General features: G+C 38.7%; 4 protein-coding genes and 12 tRNA genes. All 16 read right to left on the minus strand.

The window, feature by feature from the left end; translation table 11 throughout:
• Positions 1 to 85: 85 nt before the first annotated feature.
• On the minus strand, positions 86 to 17,065 hold the full coding sequence (locus tag HMPREF1630_RS07240) for a SpaA isopeptide-forming pilin-related protein (protein ID WP_037328432.1): 16,980 nt from the start codon (positions 17,063 to 17,065) through the stop codon (positions 86 to 88).
• A gap of 495 nt (positions 17,066 to 17,560) precedes the next feature.
• The gene (locus HMPREF1630_RS07245; RefSeq protein ID WP_037328434.1) at positions 17,561 to 19,522 is read right to left on the minus strand and encodes a flagellar protein FlgN; all 1,962 of its coding nucleotides are present in this window, start codon (positions 19,520 to 19,522) and stop codon (positions 17,561 to 17,563) included.
• Between the two features lie 104 nt (positions 19,523 to 19,626).
• Positions 19,627 to 20,304 (minus strand): DNA alkylation repair protein, encoded by a 678-nt coding sequence (locus HMPREF1630_RS07250; RefSeq protein WP_037328435.1) that lies wholly within the window; start codon positions 20,302 to 20,304, stop codon positions 19,627 to 19,629.
• A 2-nt stretch (positions 20,305 to 20,306) separates the two neighbouring features.
• On the minus strand, positions 20,307 to 21,080 hold the full coding sequence (locus HMPREF1630_RS07255) for a hypothetical protein (protein ID WP_037328437.1): 774 nt from the start codon (positions 21,078 to 21,080) through the stop codon (positions 20,307 to 20,309).
• A gap of 961 nt (positions 21,081 to 22,041) precedes the next feature.
• Positions 22,042 to 22,118: transfer RNA gene (locus tag HMPREF1630_RS07260), tRNA-Ile, on the minus strand.
• A 64-nt stretch (positions 22,119 to 22,182) separates the two neighbouring features.
• Positions 22,183 to 22,259, minus strand: a tRNA-Ile gene (locus HMPREF1630_RS07265).
• Positions 22,260 to 22,300: 41 nt separating this feature from the next.
• A tRNA-Trp gene (locus HMPREF1630_RS07270) sits at positions 22,301 to 22,376 on the minus strand.
• 38 nt (positions 22,377 to 22,414) lie between these two features.
• A tRNA-Phe gene (locus HMPREF1630_RS07275) sits at positions 22,415 to 22,490 on the minus strand.
• A 5-nt stretch (positions 22,491 to 22,495) separates the two neighbouring features.
• A tRNA-Ser gene (locus HMPREF1630_RS07280) sits at positions 22,496 to 22,589 on the minus strand.
• 20 nt (positions 22,590 to 22,609) lie between these two features.
• Positions 22,610 to 22,699: transfer RNA gene (locus HMPREF1630_RS07285), tRNA-Ser, on the minus strand.
• 138 nt (positions 22,700 to 22,837) lie between these two features.
• Positions 22,838 to 22,913, minus strand: a tRNA-Lys gene (locus tag HMPREF1630_RS07290).
• A 4-nt stretch (positions 22,914 to 22,917) separates the two neighbouring features.
• Positions 22,918 to 22,993 (minus strand) — tRNA-Gln (locus tag HMPREF1630_RS07295).
• 74 nt (positions 22,994 to 23,067) lie between these two features.
• Positions 23,068 to 23,144: transfer RNA gene (locus tag HMPREF1630_RS07300), tRNA-Arg, on the minus strand.
• A gap of 33 nt (positions 23,145 to 23,177) precedes the next feature.
• Positions 23,178 to 23,251, minus strand: a tRNA-Gly gene (locus HMPREF1630_RS07305).
• 4 nt (positions 23,252 to 23,255) lie between these two features.
• Positions 23,256 to 23,341, minus strand: a tRNA-Tyr gene (locus HMPREF1630_RS07310).
• An 11-nt stretch (positions 23,342 to 23,352) separates the two neighbouring features.
• Positions 23,353 to 23,428, minus strand: a tRNA-Thr gene (locus tag HMPREF1630_RS07315).
• Positions 23,429 to 23,520 lie beyond the last annotated feature (92 nt).

Genomic DNA, 23,520 nt, shown 5'->3' on the forward strand with positions numbered 1-23,520 from the left:
AGTGTTCGATGACTCTTAGGGTATCCCCCAGAGCCAGGAGTGTGGCTCTGTTAGGGTGGGTGGGCCTTTTTTCTTATCAAGGAAATCATGCGACCACCTTCTTCTTTCTATAGTAGACATAGACGCCGAATAGCATGACTGCAAGCCCTGCTAGGGTGTAGGTTAGGATGTTTCCTGTACCAAGTGCCTTTGGTAGTTCTACCTTGTGGTTTTCTATCTCTACTAGGTTTGAGTCGTTAGCGTTTTCGTCATATGGTTTGTAGGCATATGATTTACCTTGGCTATTTGATGCACTTGTTTCTAATGCATTCATGGAGAAGGTGTCATTGATTTCTATATCTGTGTCATCGACGCCTTTGAGGACGGATTTGACTGTTATGTCCTCACTTCCTGAAGGATGTGCGACATAGTAGATTGTTATCTTTGTCCTACTTGTTGATGGATTATCCTTATTAATTTCTAGGAAGTATTTGCTTAGGTCAATTACACCATTGAATGTCTCATCTAAAGTAATATCTTCTGATGTAGTTCCGTATGTGACTTTAAGCGATACAGGACTTCCTAGTTCTCCATTTTCAAAGATGAGTCTCGCGTCTTTGTTTACTACTGGCTTGCCTGCTGGATTTATCTCAAAGGTGTAATGAACGTTATTGTTCTCCTTTCTCCTACTTACTTTCATCATCGGCTTTTTAGTTTTAGTCTCGGCTTCTAGGTCATCTTTTTGATAAACTTTACCTTTTTTGATGACAAATTCCTTGACTATCTTATCCTCTGTTAGAGGTAGGGAGTAGCCTTTTGGTGCCTTGACTTCCTTGATGAAGTAGTAGCCTGGTTTGTAGAGGCCGTCTAGCTCGACAATACCATCCGCAGGAGATGTGATTTTATCATTTGAGCCTATATAGTCTTGTGAGACAAATTCCCCATCTTTAAACCACATTTTTTCATTGCCTTTTGTATATAGGTGAAGCTGAACTTTATCATCGCTTTGCTTTTCCTTGTACCATAGCTCAAACTCTGCTCCGGCTAGTGGTTTTTTGTCGGCACTATCCACTTTCTTGAATTTAATCTTGTGGAGCTCTTCGTTTTTAATCTCGGTCGGACTTGTCTTTGCCACGTTGACATCTACATAAGCTGGACCTTCTTTGGCTAGGTTTGTCAAATCTAGTTTGTATTTAAGTTCACTTAGGATAGTGTAGTCTAGGATGACGTCTTCTAGTTGGTCTACAGGTAGTAGGGTTTCTTCTTGATTATCCTTCTTTATACTTTCATCCTTCAATTTACCAGTATATTCTACAACTAGGGTATCTGTTGTTGAAACCTCGCCAGTTGATAATAGTCCATAAAGATCTCTTAGTGAGTACCTTGAACCAATGTTATCCCCTACTTTGCCTGACCTTGCAGCGTAGTGTGGAGCAAAGTCCTTGGCTTCGAGTCCATCTATGGTCTTGTTGCCATCTTTCTTGAGGACTGCGACCATAATCTTACCACCCTTTTGGTCTTTTGTTGCATCGCCTCTAGGCTTTATCTCCCAACCATTTTCCATGATTCTGAGGTAAGACTGAGCTTCCTTCATGGTTAGCTCTTTGTGGTCCGGATTTATTATCAATCTTTGCTTGAAGGTCTTCTTATCCTTATCCACAGATAGAACTTCACTTGTGATATATCCCTTTCCACTCTTGTAGTAGCTTGATTTTAGTGGGTTTGCCACCTTGGCTAGGGTCCTGCCATCCTTGATCATAAATTCATGGATATAGTCATTAATCCTAGCATAACCACTAGGTGGGTCGATTTCCTTAAGGGCATAGTAGCCATTTTTGTTTAATTCTAGCTTGAACTTGCCTTCACCATCTGAACTAACGACTAATTGTTCTTCTACTTTCGGATCATCCTTATTTTTTACCTTATATTCTTCGTATTTGCCTTTCTCTTCTTCCTTATAGTAGACAGCAAATTTAGCATTGGCTAATTTTTTGGTCTTGTCATTCTTGTCTAGTTTGACAAAGTCTACATTTCTGAAGTTTACGACATCTACTGGTATATCTCCGATTTGTTCATCGATATATTCATCTGGTTTACCAGGTGTTTCGCTGGTATCGCCTTGGTTATTTCCTACAGGTTTGGCTTTCTTTACCTTCCTAGTGATAATACCAATCTCGCTTACATTAAACTCTGCTGCATGGCCCTCAATCTTGTTGTAGCCTGGTGGGGCTTCCTCTTCGACTAGGGCATAGTCGCCTGGACCTAGTTTTTCATAAGAAATTAAACCGTCTTCTTTAGTAGTTTGTACTGGGTCATTGGTTTTTTGCCAGCTATCACCATTCTTTTTGTAAAGGGCGAATTTTGCACCCTTAAGGGCATTGCCATCCACATCTTGCTTCTTAAACTTGATTTCGTTCTTAGGGTTTATAGCTTGGATGATTAGTTGGGCATTTGCGACTGCCTTGTTTTCCTCAAACCTCGCTAGGTCCCATCTTGCCGCTATGGTATATCCTCTGACTATGATAGAAGCAACTGATTCAAATTCCTTTATTTCAGATAATGGAATCTTACCCTTGACTTCTACTATATAGGAGTCGCCTTCATCACTACCAGCATTTGGCATATAACCATTTGGTTGGTTGCCTTCCTTATAGCCACTGAAGTTGAAGCTTGTAGCTCCCATCCTATCAAATCTCTGGTTATATATCTCAGTTAGGTTTGAATCATTATTGATATCTAGGGCAAAAGACTCTGGCATTGATCTTGCTATATTAGCATCGCTGTTGTCCTTCAATTTCATAACCCTAACATTAGCATAGGACAATCTCTTTGTGTTGGTCTTATCCGAACTGTATGGATTATAACGGAAGGTCCAATTCTTCCATCCCTTATCCTTCATCCTATTGATGTAGTAGTATTGGGTAAACTCACCTGTAGTCTTATCCATCTCGGTAATCTTACCAGTAAGGTTGTGCCAATAATTATAGGTTTGATAATCAGTGCCATACCAATAACGGTAGTACTCTGTATATTTGTAAGGGTGACGTGATGTCTCTGCTGGGATATCATAGACTACATTGTAGTTTTTACTATGCTTCTGTTTGCCTTTTAATCCAATACCAACTTCGACATTTTGAGTAGATTTTTTAATATTATCAAGGTTAATCCAAGTTGCTAGGTTGGTCTTAAATTCTGTGAGTGTATAGGTCTTCGCATATTCTGTGAAGGTATAGGTAATCTCGCTATTTTGCTTGTCATACTTAGCCTTGGCGATTGTACCTACACCATCAGCGAAGATGTCAAGACTGCCTAGTGGTTTATCCTTGTAAATACCATATAGGTCTATGGAATCAGTAAGTTTTACTGTGAAGTAATCTCCTGGATTAATTTCCTGATCAACCGGAACTTTAAACTTAGCTGTGATTCCTATACTTTGGGCCTTGTGTGGGTGGACAGAAGTTTCTGTTTCTGTATTATCACCATCCAAAGTTTTTTGAACATTGATCTTAACATTATCTTCTAGGGTAATTTTACCTGTCAAATCTTTGCCACCGGTGCTTGTGTCGTTGGCATAAGGATCAAGACCATCACCACCTACTGTAAATCTCCATTTTTGTCCATTGCTCTTGTAGCCTTTTGGAGATTTTATTTCCTCTAGGATGTAGTTACCTATTGGTAGCTTATCAAAGATAGCAACACCCTCTTCATTGATGCTTGCAGTAATGGTGTCATTTTCATTTAGGACAAGACCATCTGGTACATCTACTGTAAACTTACCTGAGTTTGGAGTCTTAATCTTAACTTCCTTATTTCCTGGGAAGATTACAGTAACTGTAGCGTTTGAAATAGTTTCTCCAAAAATCTTGGTAGCTCCTACCCTTACTGGATCAAGAGTAAGCACCTTGCCATTTTTAACTACTGGCTCTACAGCATCTTTCTTAGCTACTGTTGCAGTAGCCTTTTCATTTAGATTTTCAGATGTTGTTTCATAGCTTCCATCTTTCTTTCCTGTTGAACCAGGATTAGTGTCAGCATCGGTTCCAAGTCTAATTAGTCTAAACTTAGCTCCTTCTAGTGGATGTCCTTCTCCATCATCTTTGTTTATCCTGACCTTACCTTTGCCCGGTTTTTCGTTTATTATCTTACCCATGTTCTTTGCTGTAGCACTGGTTACATAGTCTACTAGCTTACCTTGTTCTACAGTTGTCGCTGCTGGGTTGTATTCGATAATACCATTACCATTGTCATACTCGAGAGTTATTCTACCTCTTCCTTTTGTGATTTCTCCAGTTTCGACATTGGTCTTTGGTTCTTCATAGGAAACAGTCATGTAGAGGATAGCATCTCTGATTGGCCTATATCCCTTTGGAGCTTCAACTTCCATTAGCCTATAACGACCTGGTTTTAGACCTCTAAATCCGAAATAACCATTGAAGGCTGAGGATACATAAGATCCCGGCACGTCTACATAGTCATTTTGGATGTATTGTTGAAGTTTAAATATTGCTCCTTCAAGCCTGTTTTCAGTTACCTTTTTACCATTACTTTCCCAACCTTCACTCTTTTCTCCATCACGTCCGTGTTTAGAGAAGGTGATGTTGTAGGTTTCTTCATCGTTTATGATGTCCAAACCTTCTTTTGGTATCTCTAGCTTATCTTTAGGGTTATCAGTTGTGTATAGGCCTGAAATGTCGGCTTTTGTTGAAAGGGTCTTAAGTAGTGTTTCATTAGCAAATGCCGGACGAATTTCACCACCTTCCAAGCCTACCCAGTTTTGGTACCTGTCATTATAATACTCATCTGACCATCCTTTTGGCTTAATATTAGCTAGGGCAGCTGCACCTGCTTGGTAGGATGCCTTAGGGAAGGTCTTCCATTCAATTTTTTGAGTCTTTTCATTATAGACTGCTTGGTAGAAGCTTCTTGCTCCTTCGTAGAATTTGATATCCATTTCTAGTTTAGCAAGGTCTTCTGGCTTGATTTTTGTATTTTTATGAGGCGCAACTGGTTTGCCATTTACATCTTTTTCATTAACAGCCATACCCGAAATGAGTGATTCGTCGTAATAGCCTTCTATATCTATGAAATAGACTTCGCCTGGGTCTAGGTTTAATTGGTCTTCATCAAAGCCCCAATCAAATGGTCTCCACCTTGCAGTGTTTACCATAGATACGCCTGGTTTAGAAAGGTCATAGTAGCCTAGGATGTAGTCTGTATCAAGTGTTTCATCAGGCTTTGATATCTTGTAGGTTGTCCTGTAGGCTGTCTTTAAACCTTCCTCGATTGTATCTGGTTTCACTCCAGGTCTGTCCTTTTCAACCCTCTTGTATTTTGGAGTGATTTGGACGTTGACCTTGTCTGTCTTTGTGTAACCTCTTAAGTCTATGATTACCCTTTGTACAAAAGTTTTTGCATCTGGGTCTATGTGGGTAATCTTGGATGCAGTTCTAATTGCAAGGTTGGTATTTAATCTATCATCTTGTAATTTAGATTTTTCTGATAGCAAGTATTGGGAAGGTGTTTGTGATGGACCGAAGTAAGTAGCGTGCATCTTGCCTTGGTCATCCTTAACTTCAATCTTCCACTTAGAAGAAGCCTTCTTATAGCCTAATGGTGGATTGATTTCTTCCAATACATAGTAACCTTTTTGAAGTTTGACTGGTTGGTTGTCCTTATCCTTAAATAAAATCCTGCCATCCAAACCTGAAACTGCTGTTATAGGTGTGAAATTTTTATCTTCTGTTTTGTAATCAGCTTCTGTTTTGATTAGCTTAAATTCTCCACCTTCAAGTGTCCTACCATTTATATTTTTCTTATAAACCTTAAGCTCCAAACCAGCTAGCCTATTTGTAAGCATAGCCTTCTTTTTGATAATCTTGTTTGGATTGCTTGGGTCGTAGATTAAATATCCCAATTCATTATCATCTGGTTTTACATCTGGTATATCTGGGTTTGGAGCTGCTCCTTGTCTGAACGTAGCATATACTGTAACATTTTCAGCTGGCATGATGAAGTATGGTCCTTCATTATCATATTGGACATCTACATTTCCGCCCCATTGTTTAGTAACACTTAAGCTTTCAAGTGAATAGTCTTGTTTTGGTGTTGCAGTAATCCTAACCTTATCATTAGGATATGGTCTTCTAGGATTAGTTGTTACACTACCATTTGTAATATTTGGATTGATTCCAACAAGTAAGGTTCCTTCTGGTGGTTGAACATATTGTACATTAGCGTAAATAGTTACTGCTTGATTTGGCATAATAAATGAATATTTATTGCCCTCTTGCTTTAATGGTTCTACATTTCTTCCACTACCATCAGACAATCTTACATAAACACTTGTTATTTCATAATCATCAAATGGTGTGACAGTAAATTCTACAAGTTTTCCAGCCTCTGATTTATTAGGCTCTGTCCTTGTATAAACTACTACCTTCTTACCATTATTATTACCATCGACACCAACGAAGTAGGATACTTTTGGCTTAACTTCTTTTTTGTTAAAGGTAACCCTTATTGTGACGTCTCTAGCTGGCATCTTGAATGGATATTTACCATCAACCAGATTAATTGGAATATTATCACCTTTTACCTGACCAACCTCATATCCTTCTTTTGGAGTGACAGTTATGGTTACCGTTTCACCTTTAGTAGCTTTTGACTTATCAATGCTTACAGTTCCGCCTTCTGTTTGTTCTTTTGTTATGGTGTACTCAATCTTTTTGAAAGTGACCTTTACAATGACATTTTTGGCTGGCATTGAAAAGCTATTGGATAAGAAATTATATTCTGCAACCTTTATCTCATTTTCATCAATTACATTTACACTTTCTAGCCTATATCCTTCTTCTGGACGAATATCCATACCAATAGGTTGGCCAGCAGTTGCTGATGATTGAGTTGGAGTGGCAGTTCCACCTTCAGACACATCAGTTTTGATGGTGTAATTTTGTGGATTCAAATCACGTTCGAAGGTTGGTATTATATAAACCTCTCCGTCTGGCATTGTGAATTTATTATCAGTTATTTGAACTCGATTACCATTTGATACTGCAAACAAGCTTTTTAACTTATAACCAGGTTCAGGAGATGGGGTTAGGGTAATCTCTTTTCCAGGCCATGAATGGTATTGACTTGCAGTAACTCTTCCATTGGCAGTATCTTGAATGCGGACTACATATCCATTATTTAGATCAGCTTGTTGGAATTGTCCACTTACAGTTACATCGGAAGCTGGCATGGTGAAGTATGGTCCCTGGTCATCATATGAAACAGGTACAGGACTATTATCACTTGTCCTGACATCCACCTGACCATCCACTAAAGAATAATTACCTACGCCTGGATTAATTTGAATCCTTACAGTTTCATTAGCTTTAGCGTTTGGCTGAGCTATTATGCTACCACCTGTTGTCTTAATTGTTGTGATTTTGTAGGTTTGTGGGACAACTTGTGATTTTTCAAATGTTGCATTTAATCTGACATTTGATTTTGGCATTATGAATTTGTTACCTACTATAGGGACTGGATCGAGTAAATCCTCAGCCTCATATACAAGACTTGCTAATTTGTAGCCAGGATCTGGCTCTACATTTACTGTGACTTCGTCTCCTGCCTTCGCCTTATTTACATTCGGAGTGATTTTACCGTGTAAAATATTTCCAATTACTGCAACATCATAAAGTATTGGCATAAATTCTGCCCTTACTTTTACATCCTTAGCTGGCATGTTAAAAGTAAATTGGTTATTATTTGTGACTACAGCATGGTCATCAAGATATAATTTACCCAACTTATATTCTTGATTTGGTACTGCTGTAATTTCAACTTGGTCGCCTTGTTTTATACCAGTAGTTTTTCCTAATTGTCCATTGACTTTGACTTGAAGACTTCCATTACCATCAGGAGTATTTAAGGTCAATGAGTAGGTTGTTTCTTGAATTTTATCGTTGACTTTAGTTTCTGTTGAATATGAATCAGCCGCCCAATCTTTCCATTGTTTTGTTTTATCAAATTGACTGGCTGGAGGGTTGTCATATTGGTAATCAGCACCGATACCAAGTGTGCCATCTTCAGCATAAGGAGCTTCTATTTCCATCAATATGGTCCCCTTAATTCTAGATGGGATAGTCGCATATACCCTCATGATGTTGGTGCCTGGTTGTCTAGCTTGATTTGGTTTTATTGAGGTGATTAAACTCTTGCCAGAAATGTTATCCACAGTCGAACCTGCATCAACCTCATAGACATTAATAGATGATACCGGAACAGGTCCATTTGTTAATCTAAAGTCGAGTCCTCCACCTGATTTATTTTTTTCTGGTTCTCTATGGAATTCAATTTTCCTATCGAAAGTAACTCCGTTTTTTGGCTTAAACAAGAATGATTGTTTAAACCTGTCTTTGTCTTTGTTAATTTCAGTAATCTTAGTTTCCATGAAGTCGGTACTGTGTGCCACACCTGCCCTGCCAGTAGAACTGTCTGGGTCTACTTTTTCCCAAACACCTTCAGCCCTTGGGGCTCTGGCAACTCTTGTTGAGTAGGTCATAGACCTTGGGGCTATTGACCTTGCCATCCTTGGTGCTAGTCCTCCAAAGCTATTTAGGCTTGCTGACCTTGCTTTTAGGCTTGATAGTGGACTTGTTAGGTCTGTTACATCATTATCCATAGACCTAAAGGCATAGTTTCTAACCAGGATGCCGTTTTCTCTTGCCAGTAAGGCTGGAGTTTCTTCATTCGCTGTTCTTAGCAAGTTTTGGGCATCGTTGCTCTTGTCCTTGCCGTCTATAATTAGCTTTGTGTTTTTATCAACTCTTGGATGTTCAACTTGCTCAAGTACGAAATCATTTAAGTTTTTATATAACTCAGCTCCCCAGTATTGGTTGCCTTGGTTGTTATAGTCCATACCTGTACCGATGCCACCAATTTCAGCAGAATCTTTTAGGTCTGTTTCTATAACAACAGCTATAGTTTTTTCTCCAGATATTTTTGGTTTTATTACCAATCTAGAATGATTTTTTTTGCTAATTATCTCAGTACTATATTGGACGTTGGCTCCAATTTTTCCAAGATTGTCTGGTGTTGCATTTTGACCAACCTCAGTTACAGACATTATGTTGGTGTTTTTGTCTGTTATATCCCATTTTTCTGGGTAGGAATGGAGTTCTAAGGTAGGGTCTAAGAGGTTTTCAGTTAGTCTATTTAGGACATAGACCTGTCTAATCCTCTTTGTCGCCTTATTTATCCTAATAATATGGGTTTTTATTTTCTTATCAGCGTTCTGCTTGTATTCTTCCCTTACTGAATCTGATTTATTAATCATAGTAGAGTTTGCTACATCTACTTTTTGCCACTGAGCTTCTGGATTCTTGTTTGGTACTGTGTTTGATGGATTGTTGTCTTTGATATAGACTTTTCCATCTTCAAGTATAGTAACAGTCCAGTCAGTGTTTGATCCATCATAACCTTGTGGAGCTCCTTCTTCTTCTAGTTTATATTTTCCTGGCAAGAGGCCCTTGAAGGATACCTTGCCATCCTGACCTGATTTGCCCCACTTAGTTTCTGTTTTTGGTTCGAAGCCAGTAAGTTTGAAGGTCGCTCCTGATAGGCCATCAAGATCTGTTTCCCTTACTTTTGTAAATTCAAATTCATGCCTATTTCTCTCGTTAGCTACATCGAGTGAGCCTTCGGATACATAAGCACCGATGATATTTCCTGCTTGGGTATTGGATGTTACTTCATCGCCTTCTGGTATATCTGTTACAGATTCGTAGAAATCTGGTTTCCAATATACTTTTTCATTATAGGTTCCAACATTTTCCCAATAGTCAATACCTAGACCTACGCCCTCACTCTCATTTTTGTAAGGTACTTTTACATCAATGATAATTGGTTTAGTTGTTGCTGGTAGGTTTAATTCCATTCTTTCTGGAGTTTCACCTTGTTTTGTAACTTTTGATGCTGTTAGGTTTAGTTCTTTTGCTATATAGTGCTCTAGCTTGATGTCTTCGACATTTTCTGTCACAGCCTTATCAAGCTCGAAAACTTTGTAGGCTTCATTACCTTGGTACCAGTCTGAGTTACTTATCCAAAGTGGTTGTCTATGGATTTGAACCTTTGAAGGTCCCATATTTTTAGCTTCTGGGTTTATTACAAATCTTTGGATTACATAAGGTTGTGCTGCCCCCTTATTTATACCGATAATCCTAGTACCCAACTTATAAGGAATTGGGCTGTTGTTTATATAGCCTTTCCATCTTGGATCATTTAAACCACTGAACTTGGCTGGAGATCTTTTGCTCATATCTACCCAATGTGTTCCCTCTTCATTTAGGAGGGATAAGTTTGCTTTGGAACTGGTTTCTTCATCTGGACCTTCTATATAGTCGTAAACTTTTACCTTGTTATCACCAACTACAAGGACCCATTTTTTGTCTAGTTTCTTATAGCCTGTTGGTGGGTCAGTTTCTTCTAATAAATAAATTCCGTCTGTAAGCTTTAAGTCTGCTCCAGTGGTGTTTTTAAATTTTACAAGACCATTTATGTCTGATTCGCCTGTACCGACTTCGGTATAATTTTTTCCATCTTTTTTCTTTATAACGAATTTTGCACCAGCTAGGGCTTGACCTTGGTCTCCTTTTTTGTAGACTACAAAGTCTTGGCCTTCTGGCTTGTTGGCAACCTCTAAAGTAAGGTCTTTACCAATGATAGATGTTCCGTCGCTATTGAATCCTACTTCTGTGATGGTAACAATGCCGTCTTTTGCCACGTTTACCAACCATCTCTTGTCTGACTTGATGAAGCCAGTTGGAGCTCCAGTTTCTTTTAGTCTATAAACTCCTGGTAGCAATTTATCAAAGGTCAAAATTCCATCGTCACCTGTTTTTTTGGCAATACTTTTGCCTGTATCCTTATTTGTTAAGGTGAAGATTGCTCCTGCTAGGTTTTTGGTTTTGTCTGCTTCGTTGTACTTCCTAATTTTGAAGCTGGTTGGAACGTACGCTTCGTTCGCCATCATTACCTTTTGCTTGTAGAATTTAGGAATTTCTTTTTTATTTTGTTCCGCACTGGCTTCGTTCACATTTACTTTTGAAGCAAAGGCTGACTTAAGAGCATCACCCTTATCAGAGTTTTGCATAACGAAGGCCCTAAACATACTCCTAAATTTATCTAGGTCTGTTACCTTGAATGTTTGATCGATTACATAACCTTCGTTATTCTTACTGATGGCAGGAATGTCTATTTTTAGTGGTCTTGAATCAATGAGAGATCCTGTTGATTTTATCTGGTTCGCATCATATGTCAAACCTATAGAACCTTGCCTACTATAAACAAATCTGTCATTAATATCTTGGTTTAATTCCAACCTATAGATACTTGGGTCGTTTTCTGGTCTAACACCCATTGACAAAGGCATGTAAGGTTCGCTTGTTTTTTGTTTAAAATTATTTACAGTTGGCTGTACAGAATATACCTTAACATTTTTTAGCTCAAAGGCTGGTGTGTTACCATTACCCACCCACTTTGCTATATTGCCTGATTGCCAGTTGGTTGACATCCAGTTGAAAGAAAATGTTCTGGCATCCATACGACCACCAACTGCATTGGCTTTTGGGTTGTAGTAGGCAATGGCCTTTACATACCAATCTTCCCCTTCTTTGTACACTTCCCTAAAATAATAGGCTTGAGGTGGTGCATTACCACTTGGTGGTGAATCATAGTCCTCATAGAAGGCCTTGACATGGACGGTATTACTCTGGTTGCCTTTGACATTTTTCTGTCCTGGTGCAACTACGTTTGTAAAGTCATACTCTCCAGAATTTTTCGCATAGAATTTGGATGGGATAACACCATCTATTACTAGGTCAAAGATTACCTCACCAGATCCTGATGCCTCTGTAAATACATAGGTTAAGAGGTTGGTGTCATAGTTGAAGTAAGGTTTGGCTATGACTTGCCCATTATTTTTTATTTCAGGAAATTGGTTTACATATTGGGTAAAGTCAAGATTTGGGTCAAATTGAATTTCAAATCTCTTTCCTGGTTCTGATGTTTTTAATTTAATATTTGCCCTGTAGGTGTAAGACTCGTAACGATAAGCTTCCCATACACCTTCTTTGATTCCAGTTTCACCAGCGTTGTTTTCGCTTAGTTTCATTGATTGATCGACTGTTATTACATCAACTTTTGTTTGTGTGTCTGCAACAACCTCATCTTCAATCCAATAATCTACACCGGCAACTGGTGTACCTACTCCATTTTTAAATCTTGGCTTGTAGGTTACTTCTGACGCCTCATTTACATGGACATCAAAGACAAGTTGGGATTCTATATAGCCTTCTGGACCGGCAACTTCTTCTATTATATAATCGCCTGGTGGCATCTTGCCAAAGTCTACCTTACCTTTATTCTCCCCTTCTTCACTTACTGATTTGACAGTCTTGAGTATTTCATCATTGTCAGGATTTTTAAGAACAAAGGTAGCTCCACCCAAGGTTTTCTTTTTGCTTGTTACCTTTATTACTTCTATTGGTTTGGTATCAAATTTTTTATCTTTTACTGTTATAATTGTTTCATTAGCAATATTAGGGTCTGCTGGTGTAATAGTTTTTTGGATTTTGGCATTATTTTTTGTAAAGTCATAGTCACCGTCTGTCAACCAATCATAAGAAATTTTACCATCTCTTGTTGAAGGTGTTCCTTTTACTTTTACTAAAAAGCCCCAATTGGTTCCAAACCTTACATATGGGATTTTTATTTGATAGCCTGTTTTTTGTGTGTTGGTATCGTAAACATTAGACTCACCTTTGATAGGATACCTGTTTGGCTGGTTGAGGGCTGGCCCACCAATATTATTTTCCACACCTGTTTGGAGATTCATGGCTTGTCTTAGGCCTGATCTCAAGGATGGTCCGACGTCATAAACTTCGACATCTAATTTTCTTGAATTGTCGTATCCAGTGATACTTAACCTAGTGTTTTGGTTGGTACCGCCACCCTCATCTGGTTTTAGGTAGATGTAGGTTGTGACACTTCCGTCTTTTTCCTTTGTCGCATATGACATTAGGTTCATAAAGAGCGGATATTTATCATGTTTAAAGTATTGGGTCGCACCTTCGTCGCCAGTTTGTTCGGCATCTGGTCCTGTTGCCCTTACCTTACCATTTTTTTCTACAATAATTTTTGTATCTTCTGCTAATTTATATCCTGGTGGCGCCTTGATTTCTGTTAGGTAGTAGACACCTGGATTGATATTTTTAAATTCAGCCTTACCTTTGCTGTTGGTGATAGCTTCTCCACCACGGAAGAGTCTGAAAGTCGCATTAGGTACATCTTCGCCTTCTGGTCCAACTTTGTGGAGATTGAAGTTTCCAAATTTATCTTCAGTTTTTACTACTCCCCTGTTGTGGATGTAATAATCACCAAGATCTTGCCTGTAGTAGTTATAGTTTTCCACGAATTGGTAACCATTTACTTCTTTTGGTAGGTCTTGTTTTATCGCTGGTTGAACCCTAGTGGCATTTCCAGAATTGTCAATGTCCCATACCCTTACATTTGGTATAGTAAATTGTCTATTTGAATCATCATTAGTGCTTTGTTGAAGGGTGATGGAACCAAGCTCATAACCATCCTGTCCTTCTTGTTTCCTTGGATCTACAGCTTTAATGATTTGAGCTGGCATGTTAATGCCTTTTTCAAGCCCCCAGTATTGGTCTACAAGGATATCCTGGTTCTTTGAGATGACAACCCCTCCAATAGATGAAGCAGGTTTACCATCAAGATTTGTAGTATATTCATAGGCTACTATTGAGCCTACTGGTTGGGCGTTTTGTGGCTTGGTTTCTTTGTCTGGAATAGAACTTACACTTTCATCGCTTCCGACTTGGATCATTTGTCCATAGGTTGGGCTATTCTTCTTTGTATCTACTCCATAAACTGCCACTTTGCCAGATGATATACTTTGTCCTCCACCAAGTTGTCTTGATTCTAGTGGTAATTTTCCATTATCACCTGTAGAGACTTGGTCTGTGATGGTCCATTTGGCATCAGTTTGGTTTGGAAATTCTCCCAAGATGGATGTCCTGTTGTTCATTCCAACACGACTTGGAGTTAGGACTTCCACCTTTTCTTTTGGATAACCTTGCCTTCCAACAACCCTCTTTGCTCCGACCTTGCCATTTGCCATAGCATTTATGTCTAGCATGTAAGATTCTTGTTTGTTGGTTACTGGTGTATAGAAGGTGAAGTTTAATTCCCTAGTATTCTTATTTGGCTTGTAGTTTATTGAGTCTACTATGCCAGTATGGTTTGTTAAGTTATTGCTTGTTGCAGTAACATTAGCTCCATCCATTGTTAGATTTTGGATTTCGCCAAGCCCCGAACCTTTTACTGTTGTAAAGTTTACTGATAAGTCTATGCCTTGTAGGTCTACTGTTGATAGGACTGTAGCCTTCCAATTGAATCCTTTGAGCACTCCATCTTTTACATCTGGGATACCATATGCATCCATGTCTACCTTGTAGGACTTATCGTCAGATTCTATAAGTTCTGGTACATCGCCCCTGCCTGGCTCAATGATGGTACCTGCAAGATTTCCATATCTGTCTACTTTTTGTGGTAGCAAATCTTTTGGTGCTTTGACACCTAGACCAGATACCTTGTTGATAACGGTAAAGTTTCCGTCTTGATCAAGGGTTATGTTCTTCTTTGTATTGTAGTCTACTGGAATTTTTAATAAGATGCTTATATTTTCTGGTATTTGACCTTGGATATCGTATCTTATTTTATTTTCTTTTTCAATAAATTTCGGTTTTGCAATTACTCTACCGTTATATGTTATGTCTTGTAGGCTTGATGGGTCTTTTACTGTAAGCTTTTCATCCAGGTGAATATCAAAATATTGATAAGATTGAATTGGTCCACCGGCATTTGATGTGTTAAAACGAGTGAGGACTGTAAACTTTTTATTTTCTAAATTCGCTTTTTCGTCTTCAGTTAATTGGTTTGCTCCTCTTACTGCAAAGACATGGCCACCTGTGTAGCCTGTTTTTTCTATCAAGGCCCTAATAGCATCGCCGTTGTCGTCCATTAGTTTGGCTTGGTCGGCTTTTGAGAGTTTGTATTTTGTCTTGAAGCTGTCTAGGAGTTTTTGGATGTCTTCTAGAGTATTTTTCTTGTCAGCTAGGGCTTTCTTTAATTCCTTGTCTGCCTTTTGGAGGTCAGTTTGGCCTAGTAGGCTCTTTAGGCCTTCAAAGATGCCAGATTTTTTGGCTGGTTCTTTTTTAGCTTCTTCTTTTAGATTTGCAAGGTCCTTGTCAAAAGTTTTTACTGCTTCAGATTTTTCATTTTGAAGTGGTTTATCCTCTTGGTTTGCCTTTGGCTCTTCCTTTTTTACTGGAGGAGTGTGCTCTTGGCTTTCCTTGCTTGGTGCTGGTTTTTCTTCAGCTTTTTGACCTTCATTTTTCTTTGCCTCTGCTTTTTTATCTTGAGGCTTTGCTTCTTTCTTTTCTGGGTAGGCATAGGTGATTATTTCATCGTAGTTTATATTGGCTGCCCTGTTGGTTTGTTTGTTTAGACCAGAAAGGATTGCTTCTAAGTATAATTTTAGGTCTGCTTTTGCTATTTGGTTTCTTTCTGCTAGGGACTTGGTGAAGTCTTTGAGGTCTTGGTCGGTTATCTTTTCCTCGTTGTAGGAGTTTAGGATATCGGCAAGATCAGCTATAGCAGTTTCTAGTTGGTTTGTTAGTTTGTTTTCTGCCTTTAGTCTAGCTATTAGGCTGTCCCTGTTTAGGATTAGGGCAGAAATTTGTGGTTTTTTATTTTCCTCTACCGGCTGATTTTTTTCTTCAATTTTGATTTCCTTGCCTGAGGAATCTGTTGCTATGATTTGTGTTTGCGAATCTTTACCTTGAGGTTTTGCCTCTGGGTTTGGTTCTACTTTTGTTTCACTTGGTTTGACTTCGACTGTGCCTTTATCTGTTGGGTCTTTTTGATATTTTTTATTTTCTTCCTTCTGGGCAGGCTCTTCGTCGTCATTTGATTTTTCTTCTTCATTTCCTTCTATATATATAGGGTTTTTTACCACCCCATTATTTAGGGAATATGATTTTACTTTTGTGTTTTTCTTTGAGACTTTTGTTTTGAGTGTAAGTTTTGCAAGGTGGCCCTTTGGTATTTCAAACTTAATCTTTTTCGCAAAGTCTATTGTTTGTGAAAATTCTCTCTTGATTTCAAAACCCTTGTCGGTTGGTTCATAATAGTCAATGGCTATTTTTGAATTTGTTGGGTCTTGGTTTTTGTATAGGTTGAAGTCGTAGGTTATTTCTTGGTTTTCTTCTTCATTTAGGATGAAGGCTTCCCATGTGATGGAGTCTTGGCTTGCAAATAGGCCGCCCAAGATGCCTTCTTTTTTGTATTCACCCTTGATTAGTGGGCTTTCGTCGTCTTCATTTACCAATTCTACTGTTTCTACTTCTTGACCATCTTTGAGGCTTAGTCCTTTTTCTACCTTTAGATTGTAGGCAAGAACTTCGCTTTTGGCTTCTTCGGCTAGGCTTAGGATCAATTTATATGACCTTTGGTCTTTGGCTTTGTTCACATCGGCGCTTAGCTCATAGATTATTTCATCTTTGGCTTTGGATGTTATTACAAGGCTTGGTAGGCCCTCTGCCTTAAAGTCTGGTTCATTTGTTTGATTTTCTGTATTTGCTGATATGAGTTGTAGGTCATTGAGGTTGGAAGATGGTGTTTTTGTTAGGCTTAATGAAAGTTTGCCTTGCTTATCTTCTGCTAATTTTTCTTTTCTCTTAGCTTTGATAGTGTAGTTTATCTTTGTTAGGCTCGGATCGAGGTTGGCTTTGATTTCAAGATTGTAACTTCCTAGGTCCTTACTTAGTTTTGTTTTGTCTGTGTTTTCAATTCTTGGGAGCTCTTCCTTGTTTTCTCTAATACCCATGATTGAAGAATTTTCGGTATAAACTACTGGCTCATTTGCGTTGGCAAAGGCTGTTGGTGGTATAGACATGGCAACAGCAATGACGGTCGCAAATATTTTTCTTGTTAATAAACTAATTTTTCCTTTCATAATAACCTCCTTTCTCTCTCATACTCCTTATTTATTTTTATCGGAAATTTCATCCGCAGTGTATTTTTTATTTTCAAATGGTTTATGGTTTTCATCTTAAATTCCTTAATTTGATCTAGCGTTTACATATGTTTTTTATGTATTTTTGTAATAAAGATAAACAAAATATTTATTATTATATTTGTTGTATTTCTTACTATAATAATATAACATTTTGGCTTTTTTTACAAGAGTTAAAGTGGATTTACTCTTGCTTTAGAGATTTTTCAAAACTTATTTTTGACTGCCTTGGATTTAAAAATTTTATATTTACAAGTACATTTCAACCATTTTTTTAATTATATTTTTAATTTCTCCGGTTTTTGTAAATAAGTAGATATATTCTCTGTCTTTTTGCCCATAGTTAATAAATAATTTCTAATGAATAATAAGGATCTCATTAAAGAATTTTAAGTGTGAGAAAGGGCTCACACTTGTGTATAAGCCCTTCATTTTTTATTTATTGTCTATAAGCTTGCTTCTTTTATCTAATGATTGAAGGTATTTTATAAAGATTGGTGTATTCACTTTTGGCTCTTCTGTTGCCCTTCTTAACTCGGATATATTATCCTTTGGATCTTCTTTGTGTGTTATATCAAAAATAGAGATCCTCTTGGTTAAATCTTTATTTTCTTTGGTTTCCTTAACATTAGTTGGTTTATTTCCGACTTTTTTGTCGTCTTTTTCGCCTATGGTTACTGTGTCTACCTTTTTGATTGCATCTTCTAATTTCTTTTTAAGATTTTTTGAGAAGTTTCTTTCGCTTTGGCGTGGAGAATCTTTTGTTAGGTCAGAAATTGTGCTTAGAGGTGTGAGTTTGCCTAAGTTTAGGACAAGTTTTGTGCCTTTGGCATTGTTGACTAGTGGGTCTGTGTTGTTATCGATTAAGTTTATTTCATCTAGCTCGATTAATTTTTTGTTGGCCTTTTTATTTAGGTCTTTTGCCTCTTTTACAAGATCTGCTATCCTTTGATACTCAGCCTTGGCTTCTTGTGGATTATCTTTTTCAAGCTTGTTTAGCTTATCTAGCTCATTGTCTAGGAGAGCTTGTTGGATTAGCTCTTCAATCTTTTTGGTTTGCTCTTTTAGGATGACTGATAAGGCTCTGTATTCTCTTTCTTCCTCGTCTGGATAAAGTTCTATTAGGGATTTTTTCTTTTCTGCTAATAGGCCTTCCACCTCATCCATGGCATTTCTTAGAGCTTTTTCACTATCAAATTTTGCTTCCTTACCCTTGTTTGCATCTTTTTTTACAACAAAGCTCATTAGCGAAATTGGTTCGCTTGAGTCTTTTGGTAGTTCAAATCCATAGGTAAAGATTTCTGCATCTTTGATTGGGTTATCTTTGTCAGATTTTTCTCTTACATCAAGCCTTACTAGGGAATTTGCTGGGATTTTGTAGGCTTCCAGATCTGTTATGTCATCTCTTTTTTCCTCTAGGGTGTTTGGATTGATGTAGTTTACTACGATTTTGTATTTGTCGCCGACCTTAAGTCCTGGGTGGATAAAGTCGGTTAGGTTTTTTTCTTCGTCTGTGTCGTTTAGGAGGTATTTTGTAAATGGAAGATTTTCAAACGGATTTACCTTGTCTTCACCAAGGTTGTCATAGTCTTTTTTATCCTTGTCGGATGTGATGTAGTAACTAAAATCTCCGTTCTTGCCTAGGGTTACGTCCATCCTGCCAATAGTAGGTTTTCCACCCCTAGTTACTACATAATAAAGCGTATAATCACCAGGCTCTGCATCTCTATCGATTTTTACGACTGCTTTCACATAGCCATCAGAGGTAATCTTAGTTTTTATCCTGAAGCCTAGGACATCTTCACTTTCGATTTGCTCAGCTGCTTCTGCCATTTTTTTGCCGGCAGATGTGACCTTGCCTTCTGTGTTAAAATTGTCTAATTCTACATTTTTAACCTTGCCATCTTTTAGGGCAAAGACTGATATTGTGTAGTCTCTTGGCTCGTCATCTCCCTTAATCGCAAAAGAATAAGCAAGATATGTATAATTCCTCGAATCCTTATCCCCTTCCTTCAATTCTACTGAGTAAGGATTAACTTTAATCTTTTCTTCTTCTTTTTTGTTAGCCTCATCTTTTAGGCTTCGGTAATTGGTGTTGACTAGTAAATTGAGGAATGAATTTGTCCTGTAATTAGTAAGTCTAGGGGTTGGCTGAGGCCTTGTTGGAGTTACTGGATTTACATTCGCAGGATTTACAGTATTTTCCGGATTCGTTTGTATGATTTCGTTATCTTCGATTGGTTTAGTGTTTGCTTCTACTTGGGTTTTAGGTCCCTGGTCTAAAGTTTCTGGACTGGTTAGGGTTTGGCCTTCATCAGCGTTAGCATTTAGCGGAAGAGCTAAGGCTAAGGCTAAGGAAAGGATTCCGAAACCAATGTTGTTTTTTCTCATTTTCATAGTATCCTCCGTTTACTTATATTTTATCACATTTTGCTATAATTACAATGACTACTTTATAAATATTTTTTATAAATGATTAAGTATAAAATTTTCCTTAGTTGTTAAAGGTATTTGCTAGCTTCTCTTGTGGAGAGCCTTGGTAAACGATTATTCTCTACAGTCAAAAAATTCCTGACCCAGTCAGGATTTGTCTTGGAATATTCCCTCAACGCCCACCCTATTGCCTTGGCTATAAAAAATTCTTCGTCCTTATCCTTGCAAGTGACGCTCAAATTTATTTTTATAATTTTTGCCAAAATGTCGGTGTTGGTTTTTTCCTTATATTTTCTTTGGTGGCCAATGGCAATACGCCTTAGCCAAAAATTTTCGCTCCTAGCAAGGGTTGTGATTTTCTTTTCGAAGTCCTTGTTCGTAAGACCAAGGCTACCTATGATGGTGTCGATATTATCAATGGTATCCCACCATGGGCGCAAGCTTGCAAGGCCAACAAGCCTTTCAAAATCTGAAAGGCTTAGGAGCTTGGACTGGGTCTTCAAAAGGTCGAGACCCAGGTAGTTTATTTCCCTGTAATTATGGGAGAAAAGGTCGGTTAAAAGTTGCCAATTGATGGCTCCTTCCTTTTTCGCTTCCTTCAAAAAAGGCTTGGTTAACTCGCTTCTTTTGCCAGCAGGTATCCCATAAAAATCAAATTTATTCCTCATATAGGCAGCCATTTTTTCTGCCCTAGGAGGATTGGCGTTATTTTTAAAAATATTTTCTATTTCTTCGATTTCAAACATCACTAAAAATTTTCCAGCCTGATGTAGCCACTTGGTCCACAAATTGCCCACTTAATTGACCTTAAGAGGTCGGCGCCAAAGACTACTTGGATGTCCTTTCCTTCTAGGTCTGGCTCAATTTGAGTAGAACCGAGGCTAACTTCCTTGTTGTCATTAGTGAAAACAAAACGGTTAATGCTTGTGATAGCATCGGTTGATTCGCCCATCATGGCAAGTGTATCCTTGACATTTGGGTCATTTTCCAAAGCCTCCTTAGCTAGGCTTGGTGAAATGATAGTAAAGGGTCTGGATGTGTCTATGGCGGCCTTTATGATTTTGTCATTAAAGCCGATATTGATAATTGGTCGGTTGTTTTTTTCCTTGCTCGCCTTAAAATCGGAAGTTTGCACCTCAAAACGCCCCTCTCTTGGATTTGCCCTCCAAGCAAATTGAGAAATTACATTCCAACCAAGAACCATATCACAGTCATTAGTATTGCCAAGAGAATCTGTGCCAAGGTCAAAGGCGCTATCCTTAGCAACAAGGACAGGCACCTTGGAAAGCCTTAGGCCTCCTATTAATAAATCGCCAAGAATAGCTCTCTTGTAAGTTTTTTTATCATCTATGTAATCTTCATCAAGTAAATTTATATCAAGCTCAGAGGCCACAGACTCCTTAACCATAGTATTGCCCCTAGTATTGAACAAAGCAATAAGCCCCCTACCATTTGAACCTAGGCCGAGGTAAATATAGTTAAAAAATGTCTTGTCAGCTACTGGCACTAAAGAAAAATCCATAAAAACTCCTTTTTCTAATTATTTATAATATTATACCACATAGGCTGGGCTTATCCGAAATTAAGTGTTTTTTCTTTTCCAAGATAAGTTATCAAATCAGAGTCATACCCAGTGAAAAAGCAAGGAATCGGTAAAGAAACACATGAAATAAGCAACCAACGCCATTCCGACAAAGACTCTGCCATATAATTTACCTCAAGCGTAGACGAGAGGACAAACAATCTCACAAAAAGAGAATTTATATTGGAAATCTTTTTAAATACGGAGTTTCTATTATTTTTCCTTGATCTTTAAATTATTTTTCAATATTAAGTAGGATGAAATTATCCAAAAAAAATAAGCACTTCTTAAAGAAATGCTTAGTGGGACTTTATAGACTTGTCCTGACGAGATGAAATCGAGTCATGGAAAGTCTTATGCAGAGGCTTAGTCTTATCCTAGTGAGCGACAGCGAGCTATGGAAAGACTTGCTGATGTCAGGACCTCGATACCTTGGACCTAGTCCCACGCTTGGGTGAAGCGTGCAAAGTACGCTTCATTTTCGAGACGAACGTAGTGAGTCCGAAAAACTGTTATGAGCTTGCTCATAACCGGTTCTATGTACAAAAAAGCACTTCGGCATGGAAGTACTTGGTGGGGCTTTATAGACTTGTCCTGACGAGATGAAATCGAGTCATGGAAAGTCTTATGCCGTAGCTATAGACTTGTCCTTGCGAATACGAAGTATGAGCAATGGAAAGTCTTATGCAGAGGCTTAGTCTTATCCTAGTAAGCGATAGCGAGTTATGTAAAGACTAACCGATGTCAGGGACTCGATACCTGTGACCTAGTCCCACGCTTGGGTGAAGCGTGAAAAGTACGCTTCATTTTCGAGACGAACGTCGTGAGTCCGAAAAACTGTTATGAGCTTGCTCATAACCGGTATGTAGGTACAAAAAAAGCACTTCAACGTGGAAATGCTTGGTGGGGCTTCAGGGACTCGAACCCTGGACCTACCGGTTATGAGCCGGGCGCTCTAACCGACTGAGCTAAAGCCCCATATAACTGGTATGTATTTATTTTTAAAATAAATTAAGCCTTAAAGGCTTGTAAAGTGAGATTATGGTGGACCTGAGTAGACTCGAACTACCGACCTCACGCTTATCAGGCGTGCGCTCTAACCACCTGAGCTACAGGTCCATATTATAAAATTTAATTATCAAACTCATTAGAATTTGTTTTGGCAGGGGAGACAGGATTTGAACCCGCGACATCCGGTTTTGGAGACCGACGTTCTGCCAGCTGAACTACTCCCCTATATCCATCACCGTAATATTTTAAAGCTTTGAAAATTTTGGTGCCCAGAGGCGGAATCGAACCACCGACACGGGGATTTTCAGTCCCCTGCTCTACCGACTGAGCTATCTGGGCATACTTGGCGGAGAAGGAGGGATTTGAACCCTCGCATCCCGTAAATTGGGATCTACTCCCTTAGCAGGGGAGCCTCTTCAGCCACTTGAGTACTTCTCCATATATAATTATAACCTTTTTGGCGGAGAGGAAGGGATTCGAACCCTTGTGAGCCAATGACTCTAACGGTTTTCAAGACCGCCCCGTTATGACCGCTTCGGTACCTCTCCTTATTTTATGTAATTAAAGTATTCAAATGGCCTTTCCTATTATCCATAAGATAATAAAAGTAAAATCGTTGAAAAAAATCAACGAGTTGTCCTTATTAGATAAGACCTAAATAAATTAGGTCTATCTAAATAATTAATTGGTGACCCATCGGAGATTCGAACTCCGGACGCCCTGATTAAAAGTCAGGTGCTCTACCGGCTGAGCTAATGGATCATATTGGCTGGGATAGCAGGACTCGAACCTACGCATACCAGAGTCAAAGTCTGGTGCCTTACCGACTTGGCTATATCCCAACAGTCACGTACTTATATATTATAACACAACTTTGACAATTTTGCAAGTATTTATTTGCGAGTGCCTATTTTCTTGGCGCGCCTTCCAGGATTCGAACCTGGGACACACGGATTAGAAGTCCGATGCTCTATCCAGCTGAGCTAAAGGCGCATATAAGATTCAGTTACTTATATGAACTTTTTATGGAGCGGGTGAAGGGAATCGAACCCTCGCAACCAGCTTGGAAGGCTGGGGCTCTACCACTGAGCTACACCCGCATATTGGTGGGGATGAGCGGATTCGAACCACTGAAAGCTAAGCTAACGGATTTACAGTCCGTCCCATTTGGCCAACTCTGGAACATCCCCATATTAATTTGTGGAGCTGATGATAGGACTTGAACCTACAACCTATTGATTACAAATCAATTGCTCTGCCAATTGAGCTACATCAGCACATTGGATCACTATTGCAATCCAAATGGCGACCTGGATGGGAATCGAACCCACGACCTCCGCCGTGACAGGGCGGCATTCTAACCAGCTGA

Source organism: Anaerococcus lactolyticus S7-1-13, from assembly GCF_000758765.1.
GTDB lineage: Bacteria > Bacillota > Clostridia > Tissierellales > Peptoniphilaceae > Anaerococcus > Anaerococcus lactolyticus.